12 protein-coding genes and 1 tRNA gene are annotated in these 12,138 nt (G+C 63.1%); 4 read left to right on the top strand and 9 right to left on the bottom strand.

Annotated features, from left to right (window positions below; all coding sequences use genetic code 11):
* Positions 1 to 25: 25 nt before the first annotated feature.
* On the top strand, positions 26 to 1,063 hold the full coding sequence (locus EP837_RS00375) for a rod shape-determining protein (protein WP_066523645.1): 1,038 nt from the start codon (positions 26 to 28) through the stop codon (positions 1,061 to 1,063).
* A gap of 31 nt (positions 1,064 to 1,094) precedes the next feature.
* A complete protein-coding gene (locus EP837_RS00380; RefSeq protein ID WP_066523647.1) occupies positions 1,095 to 1,313 on the top strand; it encodes an NAD-dependent epimerase/dehydratase family protein in 219 nt (72 codons plus the stop codon).
* Positions 1,314 to 1,598: 285 nt separating this feature from the next.
* Here the strand turns inward: EP837_RS00380 and EP837_RS00385 are convergent.
* The 6 genes from EP837_RS00385 to EP837_RS00410 all read right to left on the bottom strand — a co-directional run bounded on the left by EP837_RS00385 (position 1,599) and on the right by EP837_RS00410 (position 7,478).
* Positions 1,599 to 1,674, bottom strand: a tRNA-Lys gene (locus tag EP837_RS00385).
* Positions 1,675 to 1,797: 123 nt separating this feature from the next.
* Complete coding sequence (rodA, locus tag EP837_RS00390) at positions 1,798 to 2,913, bottom strand: rod shape-determining protein RodA (RefSeq protein WP_066523649.1); 1,116 nt, start codon at positions 2,911 to 2,913, stop codon at positions 1,798 to 1,800.
* A complete protein-coding gene (gene mrdA, locus EP837_RS00395; protein ID WP_066528392.1) occupies positions 2,910 to 4,979 on the bottom strand; it encodes a penicillin-binding protein 2 in 2,070 nt (689 codons plus the stop codon). The genes rodA and mrdA overlap by 4 nt, the downstream gene beginning before the upstream one ends.
* Positions 4,976 to 5,503, bottom strand: a complete 528-nt coding sequence (mreD, locus tag EP837_RS00400; protein WP_066523651.1) for a rod shape-determining protein MreD — start codon at positions 5,501 to 5,503, stop codon at positions 4,976 to 4,978. The genes mrdA and mreD overlap by 4 nt, the downstream gene beginning before the upstream one ends.
* Positions 5,500 to 6,414 (bottom strand): rod shape-determining protein MreC, encoded by a 915-nt coding sequence (gene mreC, locus EP837_RS00405; RefSeq protein ID WP_066523653.1) that lies wholly within the window; start codon positions 6,412 to 6,414, stop codon positions 5,500 to 5,502. Before mreC ends, mreD begins: the two co-directional genes overlap by 4 nt.
* Positions 6,415 to 6,431: 17 nt before the next feature.
* Positions 6,432 to 7,478, bottom strand: coding sequence for a rod shape-determining protein (locus EP837_RS00410; RefSeq protein ID WP_007685698.1), 1,047 nt, complete (start codon positions 7,476 to 7,478; stop codon positions 6,432 to 6,434).
* A 160-nt stretch (positions 7,479 to 7,638) separates the two neighbouring features.
* On the opposite strand from EP837_RS00410, the gene mutL reads away from it, so the two are divergent.
* A complete protein-coding gene (gene mutL / locus EP837_RS00415; RefSeq protein ID WP_066523655.1) occupies positions 7,639 to 9,423 on the top strand; it encodes a DNA mismatch repair endonuclease MutL in 1,785 nt (594 codons plus the stop codon).
* A 2-nt stretch (positions 9,424 to 9,425) separates the two neighbouring features.
* Positions 9,426 to 9,968, top strand: a complete 543-nt coding sequence (locus EP837_RS00420) for a hypothetical protein (RefSeq protein ID WP_066523657.1) — start codon at positions 9,426 to 9,428, stop codon at positions 9,966 to 9,968.
* 3 nt (positions 9,969 to 9,971) lie between these two features.
* On the opposite strand, the gene EP837_RS00425 is transcribed toward EP837_RS00420, so the two are convergent.
* From EP837_RS00425 to ychF, 3 genes are read right to left on the bottom strand one after another with little or no spacing between them, the layout of a single operon-like run.
* Complete coding sequence (locus EP837_RS00425; RefSeq protein ID WP_066528395.1) at positions 9,972 to 10,436, bottom strand: MaoC family dehydratase; 465 nt, start codon at positions 10,434 to 10,436, stop codon at positions 9,972 to 9,974.
* A gap of 47 nt (positions 10,437 to 10,483) precedes the next feature.
* Positions 10,484 to 11,014 (bottom strand): DNA-deoxyinosine glycosylase, encoded by a 531-nt coding sequence (locus EP837_RS00430; protein WP_066523659.1) that lies wholly within the window; start codon positions 11,012 to 11,014, stop codon positions 10,484 to 10,486.
* Positions 11,015 to 11,017: 3 nt separating this feature from the next.
* Positions 11,018 to 12,118 (bottom strand): redox-regulated ATPase YchF, encoded by a 1,101-nt coding sequence (gene ychF, locus EP837_RS00435; RefSeq protein ID WP_066523661.1) that lies wholly within the window; start codon positions 12,116 to 12,118, stop codon positions 11,018 to 11,020.
* Positions 12,119 to 12,138 lie beyond the last annotated feature (20 nt).

Here is a 12,138-nt window from a genome sequence, read left to right on the forward strand (position 1 = left end):
CCTTAGAAAAGATTGCTTCGCTTCGATGAAATTGCCTCGGTTCCTTTCGTCCTCTGCCTTTGACATGGCCATCGACCTTGGCACTGTTAACACCGTCATCCATGTTCGCGACCGCGGCATCGTGTTGAACGAGCCGTCCGTGATCGCCATCGAAACCCGCCAGGGTTTTCGTAAGGTGAAGGTCGTGGGCAATGAAGCCAAACTGATGATGGGGAAGACTCCCTCGAACATTCAGGCGATCAGGCCGCTGCGCGACGGTGTTATCGCCGACATCGATGTTGCGGAGCAGATGATCAAGCATTTCATCGACAAGGCGTTGAACGGCAGCCGCTTTGGACGGCGTCACGAAGTCGTGATCTGCGTACCTTCGGGCTCTACCATGGTCGAACGGCGTGCGCTTCGGGACGCTGCCGCCAACGCTGGCGCGGCCCATGTGCAGTTGATCGAGGAGCCGATGGCCGCCGCAATTGGGGCAGGTCTGCCCGTTACTGAACCGCGTGGGGCGATGGTGGTCGATATAGGCGGTGGTACGACCGAAGTCGCCGTGCTGTCGCTACGCGGCATCGCCTATAGCAATTCCGCGCGCGTGGGTGGTGACAGGATGGATGATGCGATCGCCTCCCATATCCGGCGCAACCATAATCTTATGATTGGCGAAGCGACTTCCGAACGAGTGAAGTGCGAAATCGGCGCTGCTACGGCACCTGATGGCGAGGGACGGCGGATCATCGTCAAGGGACGGGACCTGGTGAATGGCCGCCCTGCCGAGATGACCATCAGCGAGGCAGAGATCGTCGAGGCCCTCTCTGAACCCGTTGGGCAGATCAAGATGGCCGTCAGAACCGCGCTGGAGCAGACCGCGCCGGAACTTGCCGCTGACATTATCGAAGAGGGTATCACCCTGACCGGAGGCGGGGCGTTGCTCCGGCGACTGGACGAAGCTCTGATGGACGAAACCGGACTGCCGGTTAAAATCGCCGACATGCCGCTGATGTGCGTGGCGATGGGCGCAGGTAAAGCCCTGGAGGACTCCGCCTATCAGGGCGTCCTCACCATCTCCTAATCCTTAAAGGAACCAACTGCCGACCAGGGCTGTGCAAAGCTCCAAGCTCGATTGCCATGTGCTGTCCGGCAACGACATCACCCTCTATGGCGACGGCTCGCCGATCCGCAGCTTTTGCTATGTTTCGGACGTGGTCGACGGGCTGCTAGAGTTGCGCATAACCGACCTACACCCGGTCATCTCGGCAACCGGAAAAAAGCATCCTCTATTGGAGTTAGCGCAGTTGCGGCCGGCACCGCGTTCTGCGTGATCCACAAGCCCTTGCCCATTGACGATCATCGCCTCCGCAGTCCGGATACAAGCGCGCACGCATGTCTCCGCTGGGAAGGGGTGGCGAGCCTTTTTCGAAGGAACTGTTCGCCCAAAGGTCGAGCTATGTAATCAGAATGACAATGAGCAGCCCTGGGCCGGTGTCGAGCGCGGGACTTGCCACCAAATAAAGCGGCGTTGGCGCAGTGCAAATAACAACGCGCGAATATAAGTCGTAGCTACCGATGGGGGCGCAATCGACAATATCCGGTGATATGTAGGAAAATGGTGGACGCACTAGGGCTCGAACCTAGGACCCGCTGATTAAGAGTCAGCTGCTCTACCAACTGAGCTATGCGTCCACACTCGCTTCGGGATGATGCCGCTTGGGGCCTCACCGTGGCGTGGGCGGGCAGTTAGCATTGTCATCCAGCTTTGCAAACAGTAAATCGCCTTGCGGTAGAAATTTTTGGCCGTGCGGGACTTTAGCCCCAATTTCCGCTGCGCTGACGTCCACGCCGCGTCGATCGGTCGATCGCCATGATGATGCCGATGCAAAGCATCACGGTCAGCATCGACGATCCGCCATAGGACATGAAGGGGAGGGGAATGCCGACCACCGGCGCGAGGCCCATCACCATCATCAGGTTGATCGCCACATAAAAGAAAATGGTGGTGGTAAGGCCCGCTGCCACCAGCCGCGCATATTTATCCTGCGCCCGCAGCGACACGCCGATACCCCATCGGAACAGCAGGAGGAATGCACCGATCAGGAATATGCCGCCGACCAATCCCCATTCTTCCGCCATGGTCGCAAAGACGAAGTCTGTATGCCCCTCCGGCAGATAATCGAGATGGCTTTGCGTGCCCTTCAGGAATCCCTTGCCCCAAATGCCGCCCGATCCGATCGCGATCTTGGATTGGCTGATATGGTAGCCGGCCCCCAGTGGATCGCTTTCCGGGTCCATGAAGATCAGCACGCGCTTTTGCTGATAGTCATGCAGGAAGCTGAAGGCGATCGGGACGATGGCGGCCAAGGTGAGGCCCGACCCGACAAAGAGGCGCAGCGGCAATCCGGCAAGGAACATGACCGTGACGCCGCCCGCTGCGATCATCGTCGCCGTTCCAAGGTCCGGCTGCACCAGCACCAGCGCCCAAGGCACGCCAATCAACACCAGTGCCGGCCATATGGCGGTCCAACGCCGTATCTCGCCGACCGGCAGCAGGGCGTAGAAGCGCGCGACCGCCAGCACGATGATCGGCTTCATGAATTCGGAGGGCTGCAACTGCATGAAGCCCAGGTTGATCCACCTCTGACTGCCGCCCGCCACGCCGCCGATCAGTTCGACCAGCACCAGCGATAGTAGGACCGCGCCGTAGGCGGGAAAGGCTGAGCGGGCGAACAGCTCCAGCGGCACGCGGCTCAGCCCGAACGCCATCCCGGAAAAGAGGACGAAGCGCACGCTCTGATTGACCGCCCAGGGAGTGATGCTGCCCCCCGCCGCGCTGTAAAGGACCAGCGTTCCGAACCCTGCGATCGCCAGCAAGATGCCCAGCACGCGCCAGGGAAATTCGGTGAGGGGTTGCGGGACGATGCTCATTGTGCAGCCGCCGGGTTAGGGCCGGGCGGGGGTGGGGCATCGTCGTCGCCGGGTGCGGCAGTCGTAGCATTGGCCGCATTGCCTGCAGCGTTGGCGGCTTCGCTCGCGTTGCCAGCTGCGGGCGGAGCCTCTCCCTTCTCGATCGCCTTGGCAAGGCGATACGCCCCCATCTGCCGCGCCAGCCGTTCCGCAGGCGGGCCGCCCCAGCCTTTTTCCAACGTCTCCAGCTTCTCCATCGCCTTGGCCTGATCGAACAGAAAAGACATGGTGTCGCTCGCGATCATGGGTGCGTCCTCCACGCGGTTGGTATGGCCGCCATGTTCGATGATGCAGGCGATCGCATAGCGCGGATTGTCGAAGGGAGCGAAACCCTGGAACAAGGCGTGGTCGCGTAGTTTGAAGGGCAGGGACGCGTTGCCGCGAACGCCGCCTGCGCGCTCAGCCATGGTGATGCGCCGCACTTGCGCCGTGCCCGTCTTGCCCGCGATCATGACACCCGGGATGCCCATCCGCGCAGCGCCTCCGGTACCCCCGCCATTGACCACCGCGCTCATGGCGTCGCGGATCGTCACCAGATGCTCTTCGGGCACGCCGACAGGCTCCGGGTCCGGCCTGTGTGCGCCCAGAAGGAAGTTGGGCATCAACTGCCGCCCGGTGGCCAGCCGCGCCGCCATCACCGCCATCTGCAGCGGGTTGATGAGCATATAACCCTGACCGATGGTCGCGTTCACCGTGTCATAGACCTGCCATTTCTGCCCATATTTCTTGAGCTTCCATGCAGGATCGGGAACCGTGCCGTAGCTTTGGCTGGCGAAGGGCAGGGGAAATTTCTGCCCCATGCCCACGCGGCGGGCCATGCTGGCGATACGGTCCATGCCGATGCGCTGCGCCATCTGGTAGAAATAGATGTCGCAGCTCTGGGCGATGGCTCCGCGCATGTCGAGCGATCCGTGCCCTCGCTTCTTATGGCAGTGGAACAGCGTATTGCCGACGCGAATGGCGCCCGGACAATTGATCCGGTCCTTGGAGGAAATTCCGGCCTCCAGCAGTGCCAGCGCCACCATGGGCTTCACTGTCGATCCGGGCGGATACAGCCCCTGCAAGGTCTTGTTGCGCAGCGGGACATGGTCGTCCTTCGACAGCATTTCCCATTCCAGATGGCTGATGCCGTCGGAAAAGCTGTTGGGATCAAAGCTTGGCATCGACGCCATCGCCAATACGTCGCCATTGCGGCAGTCGAGGACGACAACCGACCCGCTCTGGGTCGCCAGCCGCCGGCCGGCATATTCCTGCAGGCCCGCATCGATCGTCAGCTTGATGGCATTGCCCGGCGTGTCGGGCCGGGTGGTCAGTTCCCGCACGATCTTGCCACGCGCGGTCACCTCCACCCGCTTCGCGCCGGGCTTGCCCGTCAATTCGCGGTCGAAGGATTTCTCCAGCCCGTCTTTGCCGACCTTGAAGCCGGGTGTGATCAGCAAGGGGTCCTTGCGCTCTTCAAAATCCTTGGCCGATGCCGCGCCGACATAGCCCAGCAGGTGGCCGACCGTGGCGCCTGCGGGATAGTAGCGGGAAAAGCCCTGGCTGGGGGCTACGCCAGGCAGGTCCGGCAACCGGACGCTGACGGCCGCGAACTGGTCATAGGTCAGTTTTTCGGCAACCTGCACGGGCCGGAAGCCCGGCGACTTCTCCATTTCGGTCCGGATGCGTTCCACATCCTCAGGCGCAAGGGCTAGCAGGTGCGTCAGGCTGCGGATCGTCCCCTCTGGATCCGTGACCCGCTCGGGAATCAGATCGACGCGAAAGTCGGTGCGGTTGTTGGCAAGAGGCTTGCCGGTCCGGTCCAGAATCCACCCGCGCCTGGGCGGGATCAACGTCAGGTTAACGCGATTGCTCTCCGCCAGGACGTTATATTTCTCATTCTCCGCAACGCTGATCCACCCCATCCGGCCGATCAGCAGCGCGCCGATGCCAGCTTGCAATCCACCCACCACCATCGCGCGGCGGGTGAAGGTAAAGGACAGCGATGCTTCGGTAACGGTCTTCCGCTTGAGCTTGGGCAGCTTCATGCCATCACGCGCCAGCGATCGATCCGGGCGCATTGACGCACCACGAAGGGGAAGAGCAGGACCGTCCAGAGCATTTGCGGCGCAACCAGTTGCAGCTTGATGTTTCCTCCACCGGTGATCCGCGCGAAGAACACTCCACCAGCGATGCAGAAGATAATCCCGGCCGACGCGATTAGCCAGTCCTGCCGGTAGCTGCGCCACACCATGCGATGTTCGATGGCGTCGATTCCGATCAGCATCACCGTCCACAGGAACATGGCCGAACCGATCGGCTGGCCACTCATGATGTCATCGAACAGGCCGAGCGGCAGGCCGATCCAGGCGCGCCACAATTCCGGCCGCAACAGTCGCCAGGATAGGAGCAGCAGCAGGCCGAAGGGCGGCATGACTGGCGCCTGGGCAATGACCGGCAGAACGGTTATCGCCGATCCCAGCATGACCGCGATGACCGGCGTACCTGTCAGCCGGAAGCGCGACGGATGCCGCCCCAGCCGCGGAACATGCTGGAGATGTGGGTCGATCATGGCGCGGTGGCGTTCGCCGCCACCTCCGGCAAGGCGCCGTCCGTTGCGGCCGGGTCCGTCCGCGTCACCGCTTCCTCGAAAGAGCGCTCGACCACGACCGCATCGACCTTGGACGGGTTGGCGAGCGGCACGCCATAGGCGATCTCTCCCGCGATCCGCACAACTACCGCCACGGGAATATTGGGCTGGTAAACGCCGCCGACGCCGGAAGTGACGAGAATATCGCCCGGACTGAAAGGATTACGGCCAGCCGCCAAGGAACGGATTTCGACCGTCCCGTCGCCAAGCCCGGTCGAGATGGCGGGCACGCTGTCGGTCGCGCGGCGGATCGGCACGATGTTGCTGCTGTCGGTTAGCAGCAGGACTTCGGCGGTATTGGGCGTCACGCTGTGGATACGGCCGATCAGCCCTTCTGGCGCGCGCACCGGCATGCCGGGCCGCACGCCCTGCCAACGCCCGGCGTTCAACCGCGCAAAGCGGCGAGGGCTGGATGAAGAGGAGGAAATGAGCCGCGCCGTCAGTAGGTCGGTCTGATCCTCATCGACCAGCTTCAGCAGCTTCTTGAGCCGCAGATTTTCCTGCGCGATCGCCTTGGCCTCGATGATTCGGTTGCGGTCTGCCTCGACCTGGTGGCGGAGCGCAATATTCTGCGACCCCGCGCGCCAATAAGCGGTCAGCACCTCGTCAAGCGAGCTGGCGCCGCTCACCATATTGCGCAGCCCGAGCGAGGCCGGACGCGAAATCTCCGATGTGGCTGTTCTTATCGCTGCAAAGCCGGTCGGATCGAAGATCGCGACGGCGATCAGCAGCAGGCCGACAACCGCGCCCGTTACCGCCACCACATAGCTGGCGAACAGGCTATACTGCGCCTTGCGGTTGTGGCCGGGACGCCGGCTGGGTGGCCGCGCCATTTGATGGTCCCCCGGCCTTAAGCGGTCTGCAGCACGCCTCGGAAGATCGGATCTTCCATCGCCCGGCCGGTTCCGATCGCGACACAGGTCAGCGGATCTTCGGCGATCGTGACCGGCAGGCCGGTCTCGTCGCGCAACTCATCGTCCAGGCCCTTCAGCAACGCGCCGCCGCCGGTCAGGACGATTCCCTGATCGACGATGTCCGCCGCCAGTTCGGGAGCGGTGTTTTCCAGCGCGATGCGTACGCCCTCGACGATGGTGCTGATCGGCTCAGCCAGCGCGTCGGCGATCTGACCCTGGTTGATCGAGATTTCCTTGGGCACGCCGTTCACCAGGTCGCGGCCCTTGATGTGGATCGTCTCTCCCACGCCGTCTTCGGGCGGCTGGGCGACGCCGAACTGCTTCTTGATGCGCTCGGCGGTCGCTTCGCCGATCAGCAGATTGTGATGACGGCGGACGAAGGACACGATGGCTTCGTCCATCTTGTCGCCGCCCACGCGCACCGAAGTGGTATAGGCGAGGCCGCGGAGCGACAGCACCGCGACTTCGGTCGTGCCGCCGCCGATGTCGACGACCATGGAGCCGATGGGCTCGGTCACCGGCATGTCAGCGCCAATGGCAGCGGCCATGGGTTCCTCGATCAGGAACACCTGAGAGGCGCCCGCATTGCTCGCCGCGTCGCGAATCGCACGGCGCTCGACGCTGGTCGAACCCGACGGCACGCAGATCACGATTTCCGGGAAGCGCCAGGGACGCGACTTGCCGCCATGCACCTTGGTGATGAAATGCTTGATCATCTGTTCGGCGACGTCGATGTCCGCGATGACGCCGTCGCGTAGGGGACGGATAGCCTCGATCGAATCGGGGGTCTTGCCCATCATCAGCTTGGCGTCGTCGCCGACGGCCTTGACCCGCTTCACGCCGTTCAGCGTCTCCACCGCCACAACCGACGGTTCATTCAGCACGATCCCGCGGCCACGCACATAGACCACGGTGTTAGCCGTGCCGAGATCGATAGCCATATCCTGGGAGGAAAGTTTGAAAAGTCGCGAAAAGATCGACATGCCTGTTCCTGTTCAGCCCGCCCTTCCCGGCGACGCGAACCGGGGCGTTCGGAGGTCCCTGCCACGTTCCGGCGTCCCTGTCATCCTCCTCTGTCGGGAGGCAAAATTTTCGGGGGGCAACGGCTCGCGGAAAGCGCTCGCTTGGGCTAGTCACTAATCAATGTCAATACGCCGCCTGCCCGAACATCTGGTCAACCGTATCGCTGCCGGTGAAGTGGTTGAAAGACCCGCCAGCGCGCTCAAGGAAATCGTTGAAAATGCGCTGGATGCCGGAGCAGCCCGCATTTCCATAAGGTTAAGCAATGGCGGCCTCGACCGGATCGAGGTCAGCGATGACGGCTGCGGCATGGCTCCGGCTGAAATCGCCCTTGCGCTTGAGCGGCATGCCACCTCGAAATTGCCGGACGATGCGATCGAAAATGTATCGACGCTCGGCTTTCGCGGCGAAGCGCTCCCTTCCATCGCCAGCGTCGCTCATCTTTCGATTGATAGCCGTCCGATGGGCCAGGATGGATGGAACCGGACGATCGACAATGGCGCCCTGGTATCGGAAGGTCCTGCGGCCCTTCCGCCCGGCACCCGCGTCACCGTCGAGCAACTCTTCGCCCGCGTGCCTGCCCGCCGCAAATTCCTGCGCTCGCCCAAGGCGGAATATGCCGCCTGCCTGGATGTCGTGCGTCGCCTAGCCATGGCGCATCCCTTGGTAGCTTTCACCCTCGAACATGACGGCCGCCGCGCGATCGGCGTGCAAGGCGGAGAAGCGCGGGAGGACCGCGTAGCCGCCCTGACCGACCGGGCGCTCGCGGAAAATCACGTCATCGTCTCCTTGGAGCGTGAGGGGGTCCGCTTGTCCGGCGTCGCCTCGCTGCCCACCTATAATCGGGGCGTCGGTGATCATCAGTTTCTCTTCGTGAACGGCCGTCCTGTGCGCGACCGCCTGCTTGTGGGCGCGGTGCGCGGCGCTTACGCAGACATGCTGGCGCGGGATCGCCATCCCGTGGTCGCCCTGTTCCTGGACGTCCCGCCGCTAGAGGTGGATGTCAATGTCCATCCCGCCAAGACGGAGGTGCGTTTCCGCGATCCTGCGCTGATTCGCGGCATGATCGTGTCCGGCCTGCGCCGTGCCTTGGATGCGGAAGGCTTCCGTTCGGTGCAGCAGGCGGACCCGGCCGGACTGGCGGCGTGGAAGGCGGAGCCTGTCTCGCCCACGCCGATCAGCGCCCTGCCGATATTCGAAAGCGCATTTCCATCATCCTACGCCCTAGCGCCCTCATCATCCTTCGCCGACCGCCGCCCCAGCTTTTCGGCTCCGCCACCGCAGGCCCGGGCCGAGCCTGCCGCCGCGCCCGCACCAGAAAGTGCCAGCTTTCCCTTGGGAGTCGCGCGGGGCCAGGTCGCACGCACCTATATCGTCGCTGAGGCCGAGGATGGGCTGGTGATCGTCGATCAGCATGCCGCGCATGAGCGGCTCACCCTCGAACGCATGCGTCGCGCCATGGACGGGCAGGGCGTCGCCGCGCAGGCACTGTTGCTGCCCGAAGTGGTCGAGTTGGATGAACCCGCCTGCGACCGCCTGGAAGCGCGGATCGACGAACTGCGCGACTTCGGCCTGGAACTGGAGCGGTTTGGACCCGCCGCCATGCTGGTCCGCGCGACGCCTGCGATGTTGGGGCAGGGCGATGTGCAGGGGCTTGTTTCCGACCTTGCCGACGACCTCGCCGCCTATGACAGCGCATTATCGCTGAAGGAGAGATTGGACCTGGTCGCCGCCACCATGGCCTGCCACGGCTCCGTTCGCGCCGGTCGGGTGCTGAGCGTGACCGAGATGAACGCACTGTTGCGCGAAATGGAAATCACCCCCCGCAGCGGCCAGTGCAATCATGGGCGGCCTACCTGGGTTAAGCTTGGCCATGGCGACATAGAAAAGCTGTTCGGAAGGAAGTGACGATGCGCGTGACCGCCTGCCTGCTCGCCTTATGCTTCGTGCCCGCACTGGCCAATGCCCAACCCGCGACAGTCTGCAAAGACGCCCCGCCGCCGCCCGAGCCCTGGACCAGTTGGATGCAGAGCGGAAGCGCAATAGCGGGCGCTGAGCCCATATCCGCTCCCCGGCTGATTCTGGGGAAGCCGGTCGTGGCAACGCTTCGTCCCGTCGCACAAATCCAGTTCGCCGCGGCCCCTGCCAAGATTGACGCCAAAAGCCATGGCGGCCTCTTCACCCTGGCGGTTAAAGCGCCTGCCCGCATTGGCGTCGCGCTCTCTGGTCCGGCCTGGGCGGACGTGGTGATCGGCAGCACATCTCAGCCAGTCGTCGATCATGGCTACGGCCTAGAATGTTCGGGCATCCGCAAGATCGTCTGGTTCGATCTTGAGCCAGGATTGCACATCGTCCAGATCGCCAACGCACCCACGCGCGAAATGCGCATCATGGCCGCCGACGCTATCGCCAATCGCCCGCTTCCCCGTGCAGACGGGAACGAAGCCTTCTGAATGTCAGGCGGGCCGCGTTCGAAAGAGCGCGATTGGCTTCATCGTCATCACCGGCTCGTCATTCTGGTTGATCATTGTCACCCGGGTCCGCACCACGCCCATCTCGGGCCGGTTGCGTGACGCCTTGGTCTCGATCACCTCGGACATGCCGCGCAGCGTGTCGCCCGGCCGCACGGGCCTTAGCCAGCGCAGTTCATCCACGCCGATCGCACCCAGGCTTGCTTCCTGCCGCCCCTGGACCTTCTGCATTTCGGCGACGAACATCTTCATGAACAGGGCAGTGCTTTGCCAGCCGCTCGCGGACAGGCTGCCGAAATGCGTGGCCGCTGCTTCCTCGTCGGACAGGTGGAAGGGCTGGGGGTCATATTCCGCGGCGAAGGCGATTATCTCCTCCCGACTTACGCTGAGCGGGCCGAAATGAATCGTGTCGCCTACAGACACATCTTCGAAATAGACGACTTCGCTCATGACCGGCTCCTTGGTTGGCTGCAACCTAGGAGTGCCTTACGTTAACGTCAATCTTGCGGATCGATCCACTTGCGCAAGCCTTGCCAGACTTGCGCCTTTTTCTCGCGTGAAAGCATCGCATAGGCGCCGCTGGAGGATGGGAGATCGATGAGCGTCAGTCCTTGCGCAGATCCGATCTGCCGCCGCCCATGTAGCGCTGCAGTTTTACCGTTGAAAGCGACCGCTTCCAGCTTCGGCAAGCGAGCCACAAAAGCCGACAGGTCCCGCAACTCCGCACCGCGTATCGCACTGTCCAGGCTGCCCTCCCGGTCGGCGCTTTCGATCACGTCCCAGAGGCCAACCCCGCGCGCCCGCAACTTCTTCAGCCGCCTGGCATAAGGCAGGGCGCGCAGATCCTCGTCCAGCACGCCACCCATCAGCGTCCAAAAGGCGTTGCCGCGATGGGCATAATATTCGCCCTGCCGTATCGATGCGTCTCCCGGCAGGCTGCCCAGTATCAACAGCCGCGTAGCTTCATCGACGCTCGGCGGGAAGGCGGCCTTGCGCTGCGCAGGCATTTGGCCGGGGCGCAGCGTCATGGCTCAGACGTTGAACCGGAACAGCATGATGTCGCCATCCTGGGTCACATATTCCTTGCCTTCCGACCGCCACTTGCCCGCTTCCTTGGCGCCCGCTTCGCCGTTGAACTGGACATAGTCGGCATAGGCCATAGTCTCGGCGCGGATGAAGCCCTTCTCGAAATCGGTATGGATCGCGCCCGCTGCCTGCGGAGCCTTGGAGCCCCTTGCAACCGTCCAAGCCCGCGCTTCCTTGGGGCCGACGGTGAAAAAGGTGATGAGGCCCAGCAGTTCGTATCCCGCCCGGATGATGCGCGCCAGACCCGCTTCCTCAAGGCCGAGCGCCTCCAGATATTCCGCCCGTTCCTCGACCGGCATGGTGATGAGTTCCGCCTCGATCGCAGCGGACACGATTACTGCCTTGGCACCTTCCGCCGCAGCCTTTTCAAACACGCGCGCGGAATGAGCATTGCCTTCCGCCGCCGCATCTTCCTCGACATTGCAGACATAGAGGACAGGCTTGGCCGTCAGCAGTTGCGCCTGCCGGAAGATCCGTTCCTCCTCATCATCGCCCGGCTGCGTCAGGCGAGCGGGCTTGCCGTCGCGCAGCAGGTCCAGCGCCTTGCCCAGGACGGACGCAGCAGCCTTGGCTTCCTTGTCCCCTTGCGCCGCCTTCTTGGCGAAGTTCGGCACACGCTTTTCCAGACTTTCCAGGTCCGCTAGCATCAGCTCGGTCTCAACCGTCTCGGCGTCGGCGATGGGGTCAACCTTGCCCTCGACATGGGTGATGTCGTCATCCTCAAAGCATCGTAGCACATGGACGATCGCGTCCACTTCGCGGATATTCGCCAGGAACTGGTTGCCCAACCCTTCGCCCTTGGACGCGCCGCGCACCAGCCCTGCGATATCCACAAAGGCCAGTTGCGTTTCGATGATCTTGGCCGACCCGCCGATCTTCGCGATCGTCTGCAGTCGCTCGTCGGGCACCGCGACCTGGCCGACATTGGGCTCGATCGTGCAGAAGGGATAGTTCGCCGCCTGCGCCGCCTGCGTTTCGGTCAACGCGTTGAACAGGGTGGACTTGCCCACATTGGGAAGCCCGACGATACCGCAACGAAAACCCATGGATATGCCTTCACGTCAAA

The organism is Sphingobium sp. EP60837 (assembly GCF_001658005.1).
In the GTDB taxonomy this organism is placed as follows: Bacteria; Pseudomonadota; Alphaproteobacteria; order Sphingomonadales; family Sphingomonadaceae; genus Sphingobium; species Sphingobium tyrosinilyticum.